The 15,856-nt window shown below is 50.0% G+C and carries 16 protein-coding genes; 6 read left to right on the top strand and 10 right to left on the bottom strand.

Features of this window, described 5'->3' with window-relative positions; translation table 11 throughout:
• Positions 1-49: 49 nt before the first annotated feature.
• Both CLV60_RS00290 and CLV60_RS00285 read right to left on the bottom strand, forming a co-directional pair.
• A complete protein-coding gene (locus CLV60_RS00290) occupies positions 50-1,159 on the bottom strand; it encodes a FecR family protein (RefSeq protein WP_106593397.1) in 1,110 nt (369 codons plus the stop codon).
• Positions 1,160-1,282: 123 nt separating this feature from the next.
• Positions 1,283-1,897, bottom strand: a complete 615-nt coding sequence (locus tag CLV60_RS00285) for an RNA polymerase sigma factor (protein ID WP_106593396.1) — start codon at positions 1,895-1,897, stop codon at positions 1,283-1,285.
• Between the two features lie 228 nt (positions 1,898-2,125).
• On the opposite strand from CLV60_RS00285, the gene CLV60_RS00280 reads away from it, so the two are divergent.
• The 3 genes from CLV60_RS00280 (at position 2,126) to CLV60_RS00270 (ending at position 3,843) form a co-directional block, all read left to right on the top strand.
• Complete coding sequence (locus CLV60_RS00280) at positions 2,126-2,485, top strand: SnoaL-like domain-containing protein (RefSeq protein ID WP_106593395.1); 360 nt, start codon at positions 2,126-2,128, stop codon at positions 2,483-2,485.
• A gap of 13 nt (positions 2,486-2,498) precedes the next feature.
• Positions 2,499-3,074 carry a GNAT family N-acetyltransferase gene (locus tag CLV60_RS00275; protein ID WP_106593394.1) on the top strand — a complete coding sequence of 192 codons (576 nt, stop codon included), beginning with the start codon at positions 2,499-2,501 and terminating at the stop codon, positions 3,072-3,074.
• A 388-nt stretch (positions 3,075-3,462) separates the two neighbouring features.
• A complete protein-coding gene (locus CLV60_RS00270; RefSeq protein WP_211302163.1) occupies positions 3,463-3,843 on the top strand; it encodes a nuclear transport factor 2 family protein in 381 nt (126 codons plus the stop codon).
• Positions 3,844-3,867: 24 nt separating this feature from the next.
• On the opposite strand, the gene CLV60_RS34835 is transcribed toward CLV60_RS00270, so the two are convergent.
• The 7 genes from CLV60_RS34835 to CLV60_RS00235 all read right to left on the bottom strand — a co-directional run bounded on the left by CLV60_RS34835 (position 3,868) and on the right by CLV60_RS00235 (position 8,928).
• Positions 3,868-4,119 carry a serine hydrolase gene (locus tag CLV60_RS34835; protein ID WP_106593392.1) on the bottom strand — a complete coding sequence of 84 codons (252 nt, stop codon included), beginning with the start codon at positions 4,117-4,119 and terminating at the stop codon, positions 3,868-3,870.
• A gap of 20 nt (positions 4,120-4,139) precedes the next feature.
• Positions 4,140-4,898 carry a serine hydrolase domain-containing protein gene (locus CLV60_RS00260; RefSeq protein ID WP_106593391.1) on the bottom strand — a complete coding sequence of 253 codons (759 nt, stop codon included), beginning with the start codon at positions 4,896-4,898 and terminating at the stop codon, positions 4,140-4,142.
• Between the two features lie 38 nt (positions 4,899-4,936).
• Positions 4,937-5,146, bottom strand: coding sequence for a PIG-L deacetylase family protein (locus tag CLV60_RS00255; protein WP_106593901.1), 210 nt, complete (start codon positions 5,144-5,146; stop codon positions 4,937-4,939).
• Between the two features lie 173 nt (positions 5,147-5,319).
• On the bottom strand, positions 5,320-6,339 hold the full coding sequence (locus CLV60_RS00250; protein ID WP_146151493.1) for a helix-turn-helix domain-containing protein: 1,020 nt from the start codon (positions 6,337-6,339) through the stop codon (positions 5,320-5,322).
• Between the two features lie 174 nt (positions 6,340-6,513).
• A complete protein-coding gene (locus CLV60_RS00245) occupies positions 6,514-7,167 on the bottom strand; it encodes a hypothetical protein (RefSeq protein WP_106593389.1) in 654 nt (217 codons plus the stop codon).
• Between the two features lie 15 nt (positions 7,168-7,182).
• On the bottom strand, positions 7,183-8,160 hold the full coding sequence (locus CLV60_RS00240; RefSeq protein ID WP_106593388.1) for a CHAT domain-containing protein: 978 nt from the start codon (positions 8,158-8,160) through the stop codon (positions 7,183-7,185).
• A gap of 138 nt (positions 8,161-8,298) precedes the next feature.
• Positions 8,299-8,928 carry a helix-turn-helix transcriptional regulator gene (locus tag CLV60_RS00235; protein ID WP_106593387.1) on the bottom strand — a complete coding sequence of 210 codons (630 nt, stop codon included), beginning with the start codon at positions 8,926-8,928 and terminating at the stop codon, positions 8,299-8,301.
• Positions 8,929-9,131: 203 nt separating this feature from the next.
• On the opposite strand from CLV60_RS00235, the gene CLV60_RS00230 reads away from it, so the two are divergent.
• The 3 genes from CLV60_RS00230 to CLV60_RS00220 are packed head-to-tail and all read left to right on the top strand — an operon-like array spanning position 9,132 to position 14,809.
• A complete protein-coding gene (locus CLV60_RS00230) occupies positions 9,132-10,280 on the top strand; it encodes an efflux RND transporter periplasmic adaptor subunit (protein ID WP_106593386.1) in 1,149 nt (382 codons plus the stop codon).
• Positions 10,270-13,419 carry an efflux RND transporter permease subunit gene (locus CLV60_RS00225; RefSeq protein WP_106593385.1) on the top strand — a complete coding sequence of 1,050 codons (3,150 nt, stop codon included), beginning with the start codon at positions 10,270-10,272 and terminating at the stop codon, positions 13,417-13,419. The genes CLV60_RS00230 and CLV60_RS00225 overlap by 11 nt, the downstream gene beginning before the upstream one ends.
• A 7-nt stretch (positions 13,420-13,426) precedes the next feature.
• Complete coding sequence (locus tag CLV60_RS00220) at positions 13,427-14,809, top strand: TolC family protein (RefSeq protein WP_106593384.1); 1,383 nt, start codon at positions 13,427-13,429, stop codon at positions 14,807-14,809.
• Between the two features lie 75 nt (positions 14,810-14,884).
• Here CLV60_RS00220 and CLV60_RS00215 read toward each other — a convergent pair whose 3' ends face one another.
• A complete protein-coding gene (locus tag CLV60_RS00215) occupies positions 14,885-15,769 on the bottom strand; it encodes an aminoglycoside 6-adenylyltransferase (RefSeq protein WP_106593383.1) in 885 nt (294 codons plus the stop codon).
• Between the last annotated feature and the right edge of the window lie 87 nt (positions 15,770-15,856).

Genomic DNA, 15,856 nt, shown 5'->3' with positions numbered 1-15,856 from the left:
GGAAAGCGGTTTAGAGATTACGATATAGTTAGGTAGTTGATTCGCGTTTTTATTTGCAGCCTTTGGCTAAATGCACGGTAACTTTCTCACCCTTCACGCTATACGTTGCTCCGATGGCCGTGCACGTTGCATGTAACCTTTGTTTCAATCCCTCTTCCCTGAAAACCGTCGATACGACACAGGAAGCCAGCCGGGTCTCATCATAGTCAATTTCAATCCCGTATTTCTTTTCAATGCTGTCAAAAACCTCGGAAACCGGCCGTTCTTCGAAAACGACGTCCGATTCATCCGGCAAGCTTTCGAGTATCGTCAGGTCGCGGATTACCTCCTTCTCGTTCTTTTTGGCTTTTGCACTAAAAACGACTCCTTCATTGGGTGTCAACACAACGCTTGCGGCCGAGTCGGAGCCATCATTTCTGAACTCATTTTGATTGTAAACCGACACTTTTCCGGTTTTCACCGCCACCAGCACGCCGCCATCCTCTTTGTTGGTTCTAACCCGGAAGCTGGTACCCAGAACTTTGGTTACTGTCTGGCCTGCGAAGACCAGAAATGGCTTTTGTGCATCCTTGGTCACATCAAAAAATGCATCCCCTTTCAGATACACCGCCCGATTCTTCCCCGAAAATTCAGCCGGGTAGATCAATTCTCCTCCCTTTTCGAGCATAACCACGGAGCCATCGCTCAACAGGACTGTTAATGTCTGATCCTCGCTATTCAGCTTTGTGAGCCACTCCGTATTTTTCGAGCCCGTGTAAGTCTGCACGATAACCGGCACCCGGGTCCTCTTCATTTGCGCATACCACAATCCCAGACTTCCCAGGAGAATCAACGATGCAGCGATCCGCCAGAAGTAACCTCTTCTCCAAATGCTGCGTGAACCCGACATGACGGACGTCCGGGTGTCCTTGTTTTTCACCCGATCGACCAATTTCCGGATGTCTTCCTGTGCTATTTGCTCATCGGTGATTTCTCCAAACTGTTCTTCCAGAGCCAGGACAAACAACCTCGCCTTTTCCACTGTTTCACGCCTGCCTTCATTCTCTTTCATCCAGCCTTCCCAAAAGGACGCAGAAGGGTCCGCCGGATTTAAAACCCACTTGCGAAATGCGTGGTTACCCGCTAACTCTTCCAATCCGATATTACTTTCATTGCTCATAAATGGTGGCTGTACAGGGTTAAAATGTGCACGAACACACTCCTTTGGTATGATTATCCGCGATTCACCGATTTATCACCATTATTTTTCAAAAAAATTTCAAAAAGGCCATTAAAACACTCTCTAATGCCCTTTTGACCAAAGAAAATAGCAGCAAAAAAACCAAAGATAAGCGCCCCATTGTTCGCGCATTTCACGCAGGGTTTTGGACAGGAGATTGGCCACACCCGGCTTGCCGATATCCATAATTTCGGCTATCTCATCGTTCCCGAGCCCTTGATAATACCGGAGATAGACCACTTCGCGCTGCCTTTTGGAAAGCCCGGAAATGATCCGATTCAGCCTGTACAATTCCCGATTCTGAAGTTCATCCTCAATCAGACTGCTCTCGATCGTCCCGGAAGAATCCTCGGGCTCGAACAGCAGTTCTGATGACTCTCCAAGGCGTTTCAGGCGAATACTCTCCTTGAAGATTTTATTACGTAACGATTTGAAGAGGTAAGGTTTGACCACGGTATCCTCGGCGAGGAAAAGCTTTCTTTCCCATAACTGGAGATAAACGTCCTGGATACAATCGCGGATAAATTCCAGGTCACGGGAGAATTTCGTCCCGTAGTTCAGCAGGCTCCGGTAATGAATATCAGCCAGCTGGCCCAAAGCATCAGGATTACCGGCTTTGAATTGACTCCAAAGCTCGTCACTAATCTCCCGTTCCTGCGTGGCGTAGATAGAATCCATTTGTAAGTGCTTCCCGTGTTTCCCGATGTAAATTAACAAATTCTTTTCAGGCCGTCCGCGGCTGCGGGTAAATCATTCAGCGCCCTGTGGCCGCATAGCTTCGGCCCAACAAAAAAACTAGTTATACCCATTGCAGAATGTCACCCTCAAGGAACACTTTTTGCACACCGATTTGAAAAGGAAAATTTGTTATTCGAATCCAACTGTTTTCACGAATCTCCAATAGCTATGACTGTCGATCAGGTTGCAACACATTTGGCAGATTATTGCCGCAAAGAACAATTTACGCAAGCGCTTAAAGAGCTGTACGCAGAAAATGCGGTGAGCATTGAACCGGTTGAATTTCCCGGCTTTGACAAGGAAACCAAGCGACTGGCCGCCATGATGGAAAAAGACAGGAAATTCAGTGCCATGGTGGAATCCCGGCATGGTACTACGGTTTCAGATCCATTGATTGCAGGAAATTCGTTTTGTTTTGTGTTGACGATGGACATGAAAATGAAAGGCCGGGACCGGGAGAAACTGACGGAACTATGCGTGTACGTTGTGGAAGATGGAAAGATTATTTCGGAGCAATTCTTCATGTAAAAACGAGTTCAACATGGCAACACGAATAGCTTTGAGCAATGATCAGACCATCGTCATCGGCGTATTGACTTTGGCGTTTAGTACCGACCCAATGGCCAGATGGTCTTTTTCGGATCCTGCCAGGTATCTGGAAACTTTCCCTTCGCTTGCGCGGGCATTTGGCGGAGGCGCGTTCGAAAACGGAACGGCTTATATTACCGATGGTTATACCGGCGCTGCCCTCTGGCTGCCTCCTGGCGTTTCATCGGACGAAGAGTCCCTGAAGGAGATATTCGAGAATGCCACCAGCGACGACATTAAAGAAGACATGCAGGTAATCTTTGAACAAATGGAAAAGTTTCATCCAACCCAGCCGCACTGGTATCTGCCGATGATCGGGGTGGACCCGGTTTGTCAGGGATCCGGCATAGGTTCGGCATTAATGACCGAGGCACTCAAAGTCGTCGACCGCGATGGAATAATGGCCTATCTGGAATCGTCCAATCCTAAGAATGTCCCCCTTTATCAGCGTTATGGCTTCGAAGTGATAGCTGAAATTCAATCTGGCAGCTCGCCGATACTACGCCCCATGTTGCGCAAGGCGCGTTAATTCAAGCCATCAGCATCACTGCAAATGGAGCGAGGCCCCGACTACCGTGGCGCCAACCCGAGTGATTTCCGGTAGCGTATAGCTCCTTTACGAGTGATTAATGCATTAGGTACCAGTTCTTTATTTACAAATTACGCTGCTGCCAAACGATCAATTGCCGGCCCTTCCCCGAACCTACCTTGTTTTCTCAAGCAAATCACATATAATCTCAGTTTTACCGACAACCACTTATTAGCAAGCCGATCTACTTTTGCTTCGCGAGCAACGATACAATGCCAAATGGATTCTCCCGGTTTTTATAGCCGGGCAGTGCTCCATGGTACCGAATGTGAATTGTCTCGATCCGGAATGACACGGAAAGCCTCACAGAAAAAGCAGGAACATAAATATGGAAAAAATAGGAATGACCAAACAAGACGTTATTGAGGCTGAAAACAAACTTTTTTCGGCTCAACTTGTGAGCAACGTGGACGTTCTTGATCAACTGCTACATAATGATTTAATCGCAGTTGCGCCGACAGGGCAAGTCCTGACTAAACAAATGGACCTGGATTCACACAAGGCAAAAACAATGATCATTGAAGACGCTTCAACGATCATTGATGAGATTAAAATAGCTGGCGACACCGCACTTTCAATCGTTACTATGACAGCGAAAGGAAAAATGATGGGGACACCACTGGAAGGGAAATTCAGATATTTCAGGGTTTGGAAACGCTTTGATGATGAGTTAAAAGTGATCGGTGCCAGTTTTATGCAATTACAATAGGATTTGCGCGTCGATTGAGTAAGGTTATTGGGCACGCTCAATTATTTCATCACCAAGATCCAGTGACTGACTCAAAATATTCTTAATCAGAGACATACCGTTATCGCTGTTGGTGAATAGGACGATCCCCCGCTGCGAGTTCGGCAATAGTATGATGATAGTCCGTACACCGGGATCGGCACCTGAATGCGTTATCGCAAATTCATCGTTTTTCAGGCCTTTAAAGAGCTGCCATCCCAATCCATATGTCTGCTTTTTATCCTGAAATGTGATCATTTCGCGATATGTACGATCATCTAAACCCTTTTATTCAAGACATTAGCCCCAAATCGGGTGTAGTCGGCAATAGTGGTCATCAGCAGATCCGCGGCGGACGGCTCCGTATATTTCCTAACCGGAAGCGGTTCACCATCACGATCATGTGCTACCGCAAACCGGCTCTCGTCCATATCCTTATCCCAGTAAAATCGGGTGTCGATCATTTTGTCGGGTTTGAGAAGATATTTCGCGACAATTTCGTCAAATGGCAAGTTGAACTTTTCTACCAATGCACGTTTCAAATATTCCAGCCCTTCACCGGAATATTGCGTTTGCATTCCAGGTTCAAAATCAAAGGTCAGCTTGCCGCTCTTATGCAACCATCTCCAATTCACAAATCCCGTTTGATGCGAGATCACATGCCTGGTAGTAAGTTGCTTATGACGCGGATCGTCAGCTACCTGGGGATCTGTCCAATAATGGAACAGCGGTTCATCCAAATCCCACAGCCCTTTGCTGACCAGCCGTAAAGTTGTCATTTCGGTAACAGGCTTCGTGAGTGAGGCTACCTGAAAAATAGCGTTTTGAGGGGCGGGCATTTCCTTCCTGAGCTCGCCAAGCACTTTCACCTGGGAGACCTGGTTATTCTCAATCACTCCAATCGCCAACGCCGGAACCTTATACGCATGCATAAGCCTTTTGAGCGTCGAATCTGCCGGAATGTTAACTTTCCGGTATTGAGAAAAAGCTTCTTGAAAGACAAACAGAAATGCAAAAACAAAAACAATCTTCTTCATGGCTAGTTGGGATAAACGGTTTTAAAACAATGAATTTTTCAATGATTCTGTCGATGCCCCAACGCGCCGTTTGTTGCCACTACCACATGGACCTTCACACCCTTGGCGGTATAGTGGCTCAATAAAGCTCCCATCAGCAGCTCATCGTCCGGGTGGGCCACTACGGCCATTAGGACATTACCCGGTTTCTTCTCTGTGACTGTTGTGGTGTGGTTGTCCTGATTGTAAATGCCTGCACTTAATAGCATAAATAGCGAGGCGCATAAAAGTTGGTTCATATGTTAACATGATTTGCCGCCGGGCAAATGCGCCCTACCGGATTTTCGGTAAAACAAGGGAACTGAGCACAATGAAACCTCTCAAAATGAAATTTGAGAGGTCAAAAAAGCTGTTTTGTTTTCGCAAAATGTAAGTTGAGCGCCTAGCGGGGCTGCTCCTGGAACTCCTTCGGGGAGCGGTGGGTATGTTTTTTAAAGACCCGGTAAAAGCTCGCTTCGGAGTTAAAACCCGAATCCAATGCAATTCCCAGAATCGACAGATGGGATAAATGACCGCTGGCGAGCTTGTCTTTTACTTCCTCCACCCGGTATTCATTGATAAGATCGCGAAAGTTCTTTTCGTAAGATTTGCTGATTGTGAAAGACAACACATTAGCCGACACATCCAATCGCCGGGCCATTTCTGCCAGCGTAATCGTCGGATTTCGATAGATCTTCTCTTTTTCCAGCAACACCTCAATCGCCGTCCGTACTTGCAGCAGTTTCTCCGGTGACACCGGCGCGACCGGGTCAGTTTTCCCGGTAATGACGGCTGCCGGTAAAGATAAGGTTGTTTGTTTGCTTGCCTGAAAACCGATGTAATAGACGATCACCGTCATCAGGAAATAAAACAACTGCCAATGGAAAAAATTGGCTTGCCCGTAGTTCATCCCGTAATCGAGCGTAATGTTAGCGAGCAATAGTATTGTCAATCCGCTCATCAGCAACAACAGATTTCTCAACCAACCGTAGGTCGGATATGAGCTGTCGGATATCGTATCATACAACCAGGATCTGTACATTTTCAAGTGCCTGATGCTGAGAAATAGATACACACCAAAGGAGAGAACCGATAAATAGTCTTCGATTTCTTTGACTGGGTTATAGGCAAGGGCCGCTGCTACCTTGCTTTTCTCTGATAAGTCGTCGAGCGGCAGCACGCGAACATAGACCAGTAATGCATGCCCCATTAACAAGAAAGAAGGCAAAAGATGGAGTATGACCGGCCGCCGGAGTTTGGGGAGGGACCCGGTAATTGAAACTACATACAAATACAACAACGGTTGGATCGTCAGATCAACAGCCAGCGGGAAATAACGAAAAAAACGGGTGTTCCACAGGCCCAGCGTGTGCAGCAATATCTTGCAGTTTAACAGGACAGTCGTAAGTAAAATCCAGGCCAACAACTTGTCCGCGTTTCGCCGGCTATTGAAAAAGAGCTGGACACTTGCAATGAGGCCTTGAAGTATCCCAATCAAGACAATGACATCAAACAAGGAGAATTGCACAGCCAGGATTTCTTTAAAATTTTAGTTGACGAACCGAAGGACCTCTCCGATGGTTCAATGGCCATTATTTCATTTATCAATCCAGATTTCGAATTGGCCAATCGGCACTTTGTCGTTGGCCAGATAGCGGACCGGCACCCTGGCCTGGATTGCCTTTCTGCCAAGAATTTGGTCCAGTTGACTTTTCAGGGTTTCCGCAGTCTCACTTTCATTTGGATGGAAGTATTTCACCGCATTGCCAAACCGCATCGAATTGCCGATATGCTGAATGGAAGGGACAATCGCGCCTTTTGCGAGCAGCGCAGCTTTCAATGTATCCGAAACCTGGCTACCCTTGCGATCATGGATGTAAACGATCAGGCCGAGAAAGGGTTTGGGCGGCTCGGCTACCACAATCGGCACCGCTATCTCATGCCCTGCCGAAATATGCGGTCGGGATGGTTTGACAGCTTCCTTGGGTTTCTCGATCTCCTTCGTGATCAGCGAAACGCGCCAGGTATTCAACTGTTTGTTAAGATCCTGGATACTGTCGTTCATTACTTTAAGCCTGTCTTCGGAAATTTTAAGTTGTTTATTCGCGTGCTTCACCTGGACGATCAAAACGATGGTCGAGATAATGAAAACGACGGCCAAAGCCAGCGCGAGCACGCTTTGCTTTTTCAGGGAGGTAATTTCCCGGCTCAGGCGGCTTTGCGCATGTTCAAATTCTTGAAGAGTGCTCATAGGGTTTGAAGGGGATTACAAGAGCCGGAGTTTTTTACGCATGGCTTCATCTACCAGCTCGGGGTTTAGTTCGGCCGTCACGTAACGCTGCTGGTTTTTAAAACCAAAAATTCCAACACAGCAGGAAGCAACACCGATGCCTGCGACCTTGATGTCATTTTGAAAGAAAATGCCGTAAGCGATAATGGCCAGCCCAAGCGTGAAGAGCAGCGCTGAAAGCCATATTTGTCCACGATCCCAGAACGAGCCGCCCGATATCAATTCTTTCCGTCCGGGTGTGATGACGCCTATTTTCCACCAGTCCCTGCTGTCAAGGTCAGAAAAGCCTTCTTTGACAAACAACTCCCACCGGTCCTTCTCGTCGCTGCTGTCTTTGGCAATGCCGCGCCAGCTGATCAATGCCGTCGAAGTTTCCGGTGCAATGCGTCCGTCCTTGATCATGGTATTGACTGCGTGTTCAAACGCTTCGCGGATCGTGTAATCGGTTGAAGAGGCGGCCTCATAAAAGGTTTCCGAGAAGTCCCTGGCAACCCCGTCATTGACCTTTCCACGGGTAGCGATCACAGCCTTCACGTTCTTCTCAAACAGGAGGTTAACCTGATCGTGGGTCGCGCAGCCGTTCAGAAAGACGACTTTCAGGTTTTGTGCTTCACCGAGCAACCCGGCGAGTCCTTTGGCATGAGCCGAACCATCTTTGAAAAGCAACAGCTGCGAACCGGCGTGTCCGCTGAAATGAAAAAGAATGATCCGGTGCTTGAATGCCCGGATATCGTCGTCGATCTGCTTTACATCCGCGGCGCCACGCGCCGGATACAACACATTAATGCTTTTTGGTGAAGCTGTTTGCTGATACTTCTCCCACGAATCGGTGATGGCGCGGTACTCGTCCTGTAAAAAATCCAGGTAAGGATCGTTCGGATCCCCGCTTTGGGAAAAGTAGGACAACACTACGGGCGTGTTAATGGGACTGCTGTTAGATGCACTGGCGGACATACTGGTTACAGACTGATTTCTTCTTTCATAAATATAGTCTCAATTTATTGTATCACAGTAAGTTTAAAGAATATACACCTTACCAGACATACTTTCGCACATATCAGGCCGCGGGGAGTGCCATGGGAAGCTCTCCGGTTACTTCTCGCTGATGCGGTATGCGCAGCGGCGCGCGCCCGCCAGTATGTGGTCCACGCGTTTGATGTCCACACCGTCGCCCAGCACCGTCTGGAACGTTTTCAATTCGTAACGGCAAAAATCCTGGCAGGCAGTCGCGGCCGCACAGATCGGGCAATGGTTTTCGATGAGCAGGTAACCTTCCTCATCTTTCACATATTCAACCATATAACCCTCCTGGTCGCGGATACCGGCTAACCGGGCAATGCGGTCTTCGAGATCGGTGGCCCCGCCTGTTTCGCTTATGTATTTACGCAGGCCGTTCTGGCTGTTCGCCTCGATCACCGCGTTCAATGCGTCCTGCCCTAGGGTTTCACGGATGGTACTGATCAGTTTTACGGTAAGCTCCGCGTGCGCATCCGGAAAACGCCCCTCTCCTTCTTTCGTCAATGCCCAGATCTGCTGCGGGCGCCCCCGTCCCTTCGACACCGTCGAGGATTGCACAAGCCCCTCTCCCGCCAGCTTCAGAAGCTGGAACCGCGCACCTTCCGTGGTGATGTTCAATTCAGCCGCGATGGCCGTCAAAGGCTGCGGACCGGCCGTTTTAAGCATCCAAATCACTCTATCAGAGCCGGAAGCGGTATTTTTCATAATAAACAAAGTATTTATTTGGTTTAATAAACAAAGATAGTACTTTTGTCACGAAAACAAACTGTCCGAGCCATGACACTTCGCTGCCCAATCTGTTCCTCCTAAATTGCCGGTTATCCATTAGCAAGGCAATTTAATCATTCCTACTGATCCGTTTCATCAAACGGTGCACAGGAAAACTACGCTCAAATTAACATCATACCATGAAGAAGATCCTGTTCCGGACGGCCATATTCATCGCCGTGCCGATCATTCTCTCATCCTGCAATACCAATCCCACCCAGGCCGTAGCAACCGAAAAACCACAGGAGTATCCGGTTATCACGATCCGCCCTGAAAGCGCGGTGTTGCATATCGACTACCCCGCCCGGCTGGAAGGCAGGCAAAACATCGAAATACGGCCGAAAGTCGATGGTTTCATTGATAAAATATACATCGAAGAGGGTGCCGTCGTCCGTAAAGGGCAGCTGTTGTTCTCCATTCATGCCCCGCAATACGAGCAGGAAGTAAAAACAGCTACCGCGGCGATCAAGAGCGCCGAAGCGGAAGTGAACCTGGCCCGCATGCAGGTCGAAAAAACGCGACCGCTTGAAAAAGAAGGCATTATCAGCAGCTATGAATTAAAATCAGCCGAATATACACTGCATGCACGGGAAGCTGCGCTGGCCCAGACCAGGGCCAGCCTGGCAAATGCGAAAAACAATGTGGGTTATACGCGCATTACCAGCCCCGTCGACGGCGTCATCGGACTCATACCCTACAAAACGGGAAGCCTGGTGAGCAGTACATCGCCCCAGGCGCTAACGACCGTCTCCGACATCGGGGAAATGATCGCCTATTTCTCCTGGGACGAAAAGCAGTATCTCGACTTTACGTATAACCATGATGGTTCGAAGCTCGGTACAAAGCTGAAATCCATTCCGCCGGTGCAGCTGATCCTCGCCAATAAACGGGAATATCCGCTGAAAGGCCAGATCGAATCGGTGGGCGGGCTCATCAATACCAGCACCGGTTCCATTCCCGTCCGGGCGTCGTTCCAAAACCCCGCGCGGTTGCTCCGCACCGGCGCCAGCGGGCTCGTCCGCATTCCTACCCAACTGAAAGAAGCCATTCTAATACCGGCAAAGGCGACATTTGAATTACAGGAAAAGACTTTTGTATATACCGTAAAAAAGGACGGAACAATACAAAGCATTGAAATTCAAATACAAAGTACAACACCCGACGGCCGTTACGTGGTAGGCAAAGGACTCACAGGTGGCGAGAAGGTGGTCACGGAAGGACTCCCTACACTTAAAGACGGCATGCGGATCAGACCGATGGAAACAAACATTACTTACCATGTTGAATAAATTTATCGAAAACCCGGTCCTGTCGACAGTTATATCGATTATGATCGTCATCCTGGGCCTGCTGGGGCTGTTTTCACTGCCCATATCGCAATATCCCGACATTGCGCCGCCGGCCGTAGAGGTGAATACCACCTACCAGGGCGCGAGCGCCGCCGTAGTGATGAAAACAGTGATTACGCCATTGGAAGAAGAACTCAACGGCGTGGAGAACATGACCTACATGACTTCCAAAGCCAGCAACGACGGCAGCGCCACCATCACCATTAATTTCAAGCAGGGAACCGACCCCGATATGGCGGCGATCAATGTGCAAAACCGCATTACGAAGGCTACCAGTCTGCTCCCCGCCGAAGTAATCAAAGTGGGAATCACGACAAGCAAGCGACTCAACAGCGAGGTATTCAGTTTCCTGTTGTACAGCCAGGACGGAAAGTACGACCAGAAATTCCTGGACAATTACCTTAAAATCAATGTCATGCCGCAGATCAAACGTATTCCCGGCATTGGTTCCGCGCAGGTATACGGCAGCATGGATTACAGCATGCGGGTCTGGCTAAAACCCGATGTGATGGCCGTATATGGCCTTGTACCCCAGGACATTATCCGTGCGCTTGCAGAGCAGAACATCGAAGCCGCACCAGGAAAAGTGGGCGAAAACAGCAATCAGGTTTTCCAGTATACCCTCAAATATACCGGACGACTGGAAAAGCCGGAGCAATTTGAAAACATCATCCTTCGATCCACCGGAAACGGACAGCTGCTTACTTTGAAGGACGTCGCCAGCCTTGAAATGGGCTCTTACACCTACGCGAGCACCATCACCGCGCAGGGGCGGCAGGCGCCCTACGTGGCCATTACCCAAATGGCAGGCTCCAATGCGCATGAGATCATCCAGGAATGCGAAAGGATCCTGGGCGAAGCTTCAAAATCTTTCCCGGAAGGTATACGGTACAGCGTATTCTCCAATGCCAACGAGTTTCTGGATGCATCGATTTCCAAGCTGATATGGACATTGGCAGAAGCATTTGCGCTGGTTTTCATCGTCGTTTTCCTCTTTTTACAGGATTTCCGCTCAACGCTCATCCCGGCCATTGCCGTGCCTGTCGCAATCATCGGTACGTTTTTCTTCCTGAAAATATTCGGTTTCACGATCAATCTCCTGACGCTCTTCGCGCTGGTACTCGCAATCGGGATCGTGGTAGATGACGCCATTGTAGTGGTAGAAGCCGTGCACGCTAAGCTTGACCACCGTTACCGCTCGGCCAAAAAGGCGACGATCGACGCCATGAGTGAAATCAGTACGGCCATTGTCTCCATTACGCTCATTATGGCGGCCGTATTTGTGCCGGTCACATTCGTAACGGGCTCCGTGGGGATATTCTACAAGCAATTCGGGCTGACACTCGCCGTGGCGATTGTCATATCGGCCATCAATGCGCTCACACTCAGCCCGGCATTGTGCGCCCTGCTCCTGAAACCGCACAGCGATGCGCACCAGGCCGGCAATGGTTTCCTGCCACGTTTTTACCGCGGTTTCAATGCCTCTTTCGAGGCTATGACCGGGCGGTACAAGCGATCGGTCCGCTTGCTGATCCATAAAAAGTGGATCGCAGTCGGGGGAATTGCCGCATTCAGCGCATTGCTTTGGTTCCTGATCAGTACTACACCTACCGGGTTTGTGCCCAACGAAGACAGCGGCTCGATCTATGGAAACGTCATTCTGGCCCCCGCCACGTCACTGGAACGGACCGAGGTCATCGCTAACCAGATCGACAGCATTGCCCGGACGATCCCGGAAATCGAGCTGGTATCTCGGCTGGCGGGAATGGACCTGATGAGCGGGGTCGGCAGCTCGTATGCCGCCATTTTCATCCGCCTCAAACCATGGAGCCAGCGAACGCAGAAGGGACAGGATATCAAGAGCATTGTAGGTACCCTGTTTGCCAAAACAGCCGGCATCAGGGATGCCAGTATCATCTTCTTCGCCGCTCCCACCTTGCAGGGATTTGGAAACAACGACGGTTTCGAATTCCAGTTGCAGGACAAAACCGGCGGCAGTTACCAGGCATTTGATCGCGTGATCGGCCAATTTATGGGCGAGCTCAACCAGCGCCCCGAGGTGCTGTACGCGGCTACATCCTATAACACCAACTTCCCTCAGTACGAGGTGCAGGTAAACGTGGCCAAATGCATGGAAGCAGGCATCCCGGTTAATGCCGTATTGAGCACATTGCAAGGCTATTTCGGCGGGATTTACGCTTCGGATTTCAACCGGTTCGGCAAGCAGTACAAGGTCATGATACAGGCCGAGGCGGGGCAGCGTTCGGGAACGGACGCGATCAACAAGATTTTCGTGCGCAATGAGCACGGTACCATGGCGCCGATCTCCGAGTTTGTGACTTTGAAAAAAGTGTACGGCCCCGAGTTTATCAACCGGTTCAACCTGTTTACAGCCGCCGCAGTGAATGGGGCTCCCAAACCAGGTTATAGCTCCGGCGACGCGATCAGGGCCATCCGCGAGGTGGCTGCGAAAACATTACCGCAGGGCTATGCCTATGAATTTTCGGGATTGAGCCTCGAAGAAATTTCAAGCGGCAACCAGACGCTGCTCATTTTCCTGCTCAGCCTGGTATTCATTTACTTCTTGCTCAGTGCCCAGTACAAAAGCTACATCCTGCCGTTTTCGGTGCTGCTTTCGCTGCCTGTGGGATTGGCCGGAGCCTTCCTTTTCGCGCGAATTTTCGGTCTCGACAACAATATCTTCCTGCAAATCAGCCTCATTATGCTCATTGGCCTGTTAGCCAAAAACGCGATCCTGATCGTCGAGTTTGCGTTGATGCACCGCCTCAGCGGCGAAAGCATCGTTCGCTCGGCGGTCGCAGGTGCCGTAACCCGGTTAAGACCGATCCTGATGACCTCTTTCGCATTCGTTTTCGGGCTGTTGCCTTTGATGCTTGCCACGGGAGCAGGCGCATTGAGCAACCGGTCCATCGGTACGGCTGCGGTCGGCGGTATGCTGATCGGGACGCTTTTTGGGGTATTCATCATTCCCGTGCTCTTCGTGCTGTTTCAGACACTGCACGAAAAAGTGAGCGGCAGCGTCAGAAAACCCGCGGAAGAAGAACAACTTATCTATTAATGTATCCATGAAAAATAAATATATCGGTGCGGTCATTTTAACGATCCTGGCAGCTTCCTGCCAGGTGACCAAACCTTACAAACGGCCCGAACTGAATACACAGGGCCTCTACCGGGGACAAATCTCCCAGGACACGACCAGCATGGCAGGTATTTCGTGGAAACAGTTTTTTTCCGATACCACGCTAACCGCACTGATCGCCCAGGGCCTGGAACGGAATCCCGATCTCCGCATTGCCATGCAGCATATCGTGGCCGCAAAAGCATCTCTGCAACTCAGTAAATCGGCCTTCCTGCCTGATCTGAGCGGGACTTTATCGCTAAAACAATCCAAACTGGCATTTCCGCAGGGTTATGGCATCATCAGCTCCACCACGCAATACGATCTGGGACTGGGATCATCTTGGGAAGCCGACATCTGGGGCAAACTCCGCAGCGCCAAACGCGGTGCACTGGCGGGCCTGCTGCGGACGGAACAAGCGCAAAAGGCCATCCAGACGCAACTGATCGCCGACATTGCCGGAAATTATTACACATTGCTTGTGCTGGACCAACAACTGGCAATTCTTGAAAAAACCAGGAACAACCGCTTTGCCGACGTCAAAGCAGTGACCATGCTGAAAGATGCGAACATCCTCAACGGCGCAGCCATTTCTCAGAGCGAAGCCAATGCCTACGCCGCCGAAATCGCGATCCCGGCGGTGAAAAACCAAATTCGGGAGACGGAAAATGCCTTGAACCTGCTGCTTGCCCTGCCTTCCGGCAATGTTATGCGGACGACGCTCGATCAGCAAAAGCTGGATATTCCCCTGGAAACAGGCATTCCGTCGCAGCTTTTGCAAAACAGGCCGGATGTCAAACAAGCCGAATACGCCCTTTGGGAAGCTTTTGAAAACACGAATGTGGCTAAAACCTTCTTTTATCCGGCACTGATGATTACGGCAAACAGCGGGTTTACCAGTTTCAATTTCCGGGACTGGCTCACATCGCTGGGGCTGTTCGGAAACGTGGCCGCCGGCCTCACGCAGCCGATCTTCAACCGGGGAGCGAACAAAGCCCGGCTCGCCACCGCCCAGGCACGGCAGGAACAAGCGGCTATTGAGCTTGAAAAGTCGATGCTGGCAGCGGGCCGCGAAGTTTCGGACGCGCTGTATGCGTACGAAACCGCGGGCACGCAACGCGACATACGCGTAAGGCAACTCGCATCGCTTGAAAAGGCCGTCGACGCCAACAAAAAGCTGCTCAGGTTCAGCTCCACCACCAACTACACCGACGTACTGACCTCGGAACAAAGCCTGCTGGCCGCACAGCTCGACGCTGTAAACGATCAGCACCGGCAGTGGCTGGCGGTGATCAGGCTCTACCGTGCATTGGGAGGCGGCACCCGCTAGACTAAAACCGGATACTCCCCGTAGTTACATCTATTAGCCTGACCATGCTTGCTAAACCCAAAGCTAATCTGCCCCTCAGTATATCGTGGTCGCCCCTGCCGGCAACTGCTCAACATGCCTCAAAAATGCCGAAACATTCAAATCCTCGTCCATTCGATATTCGTATCCATGCTTTTCAGCCACTTCCAGGGCCATTTTTCTAAACAGGTCAATCGTCGCATACACGCAGCGCCAGTTACTTTCCCAATCTGCCGACACATAAGTGGCCAGAAATTGGGCATAGATTTCAGGTTCCAGGTAGCGTTCGAAATACTTGCCAAACTTGCCCGCATTTACCGCACCGTGGCGACTTTCGATATACCATTCAGTCATTTGCACAAGCGCCTCGTGAATGACTCTATGGTATAACTCTTTGACCAAAATCATCTCCTTACGCCATAATCCTTTTGCCAAACCTGAATTGGTGTACCAGAATTCGTTACAGCAATCGGCGAAAGACCGGGCCGTAGGCGCTTCGACCAGGTAATCACGGTCGCTGGCCGGGGGAAGAGGGCTACCATCGAACAGGCCGTCCTTGTCGAGCAGCAGCTTGCACAGGCTGTCTTCTGTAAATCGTTTGGAATGCTTCACCGGTACCAAGGTCAGATCAATGCGGTTGCCATCCAAAAATTGCAGCAGGTATGAAAAGCCCCCTTTCATACTTTCGTCGGGGGGATACAGTTCCATGTCTTCGGGCATCTGCATAATCATGCGTTCGCCAAACACATCCACCCAACGGTGATCCCTGGTAAAAGGGCGTACGCTTTTTACGATGTAAATGATATCGAAATCCTGAAAGATATCTCCGGATACAGAGGGGTTTGATCGCGATCCGTCCTGTATTACCGCTCGAATCCGGGCATTGCTCCGGGCAACATGAAGGATCAACTCCATCATTTGGCGGTCATTTCTGCTGGCCATGCTATTTTAAAATTTGTGTCCGACTATTTTGTAACCGAATATCTCAAAATATTAATTTACAAGAAATGATTGCCTAATATTTCCCTC

The organism is Dyadobacter jiangsuensis, assembly GCF_003014695.1.
In the GTDB taxonomy this organism is placed as follows: Bacteria; Bacteroidota; Bacteroidia; order Cytophagales; family Spirosomataceae; genus Dyadobacter; species Dyadobacter jiangsuensis.
The sequence above is the reverse complement of the archived record's forward strand: the minus strand, read 5'-3'. Positions and strand labels throughout refer to the sequence as shown.

What these genes read in the sequence shown, in the direction of transcription:
- CLV60_RS00290 (WP_106593397.1), bottom strand. Translation starts at nt 1,159, where the DNA reads ATGAGCAATGAAAGTAATATCGGATTGGAAGAGTTAGCGGGTAACCAC.
- CLV60_RS00285 (WP_106593396.1), bottom strand. Translation starts at nt 1,897, where the DNA reads ATGGATTCTATCTACGCCACGCAGGAACGGGAGATTAGTGACGAGCTT.
- CLV60_RS00280 (WP_106593395.1), top strand. Translation starts at nt 2,126, where the DNA reads ATGACTGTCGATCAGGTTGCAACACATTTGGCAGATTATTGCCGCAAA.
- CLV60_RS00275 (WP_106593394.1), top strand. Translation starts at nt 2,499, where the DNA reads ATGGCAACACGAATAGCTTTGAGCAATGATCAGACCATCGTCATCGGC.
- CLV60_RS00270 (WP_211302163.1), top strand. Translation starts at nt 3,463, where the DNA reads ATGGAAAAAATAGGAATGACCAAACAAGACGTTATTGAGGCTGAAAAC.
- CLV60_RS34835 (WP_106593392.1), bottom strand. Translation starts at nt 4,119, where the DNA reads ATGATCACATTTCAGGATAAAAAGCAGACATATGGATTGGGATGGCAG.
- CLV60_RS00260 (WP_106593391.1), bottom strand. Translation starts at nt 4,898, where the DNA reads ATGAAGAAGATTGTTTTTGTTTTTGCATTTCTGTTTGTCTTTCAAGAA.
- CLV60_RS00255 (WP_106593901.1), bottom strand. Translation starts at nt 5,146, where the DNA reads ATGCTATTAAGTGCAGGCATTTACAATCAGGACAACCACACCACAACA.
- CLV60_RS00245 (WP_106593389.1), bottom strand. Translation starts at nt 7,167, where the DNA reads ATGAGCACTCTTCAAGAATTTGAACATGCGCAAAGCCGCCTGAGCCGG.
- CLV60_RS00240 (WP_106593388.1), bottom strand. Translation starts at nt 8,160, where the DNA reads ATGTCCGCCAGTGCATCTAACAGCAGTCCCATTAACACGCCCGTAGTG.
- CLV60_RS00235 (WP_106593387.1), bottom strand. Translation starts at nt 8,928, where the DNA reads ATGAAAAATACCGCTTCCGGCTCTGATAGAGTGATTTGGATGCTTAAA.
- CLV60_RS00230 (WP_106593386.1), top strand. Translation starts at nt 9,132, where the DNA reads ATGAAGAAGATCCTGTTCCGGACGGCCATATTCATCGCCGTGCCGATC.
- CLV60_RS00225 (WP_106593385.1), top strand. Translation starts at nt 10,270, where the DNA reads ATGTTGAATAAATTTATCGAAAACCCGGTCCTGTCGACAGTTATATCG.
- CLV60_RS00220 (WP_106593384.1), top strand. Translation starts at nt 13,427, where the DNA reads ATGAAAAATAAATATATCGGTGCGGTCATTTTAACGATCCTGGCAGCT.
- CLV60_RS00215 (WP_106593383.1), bottom strand. Translation starts at nt 15,769, where the DNA reads ATGGCCAGCAGAAATGACCGCCAAATGATGGAGTTGATCCTTCATGTT.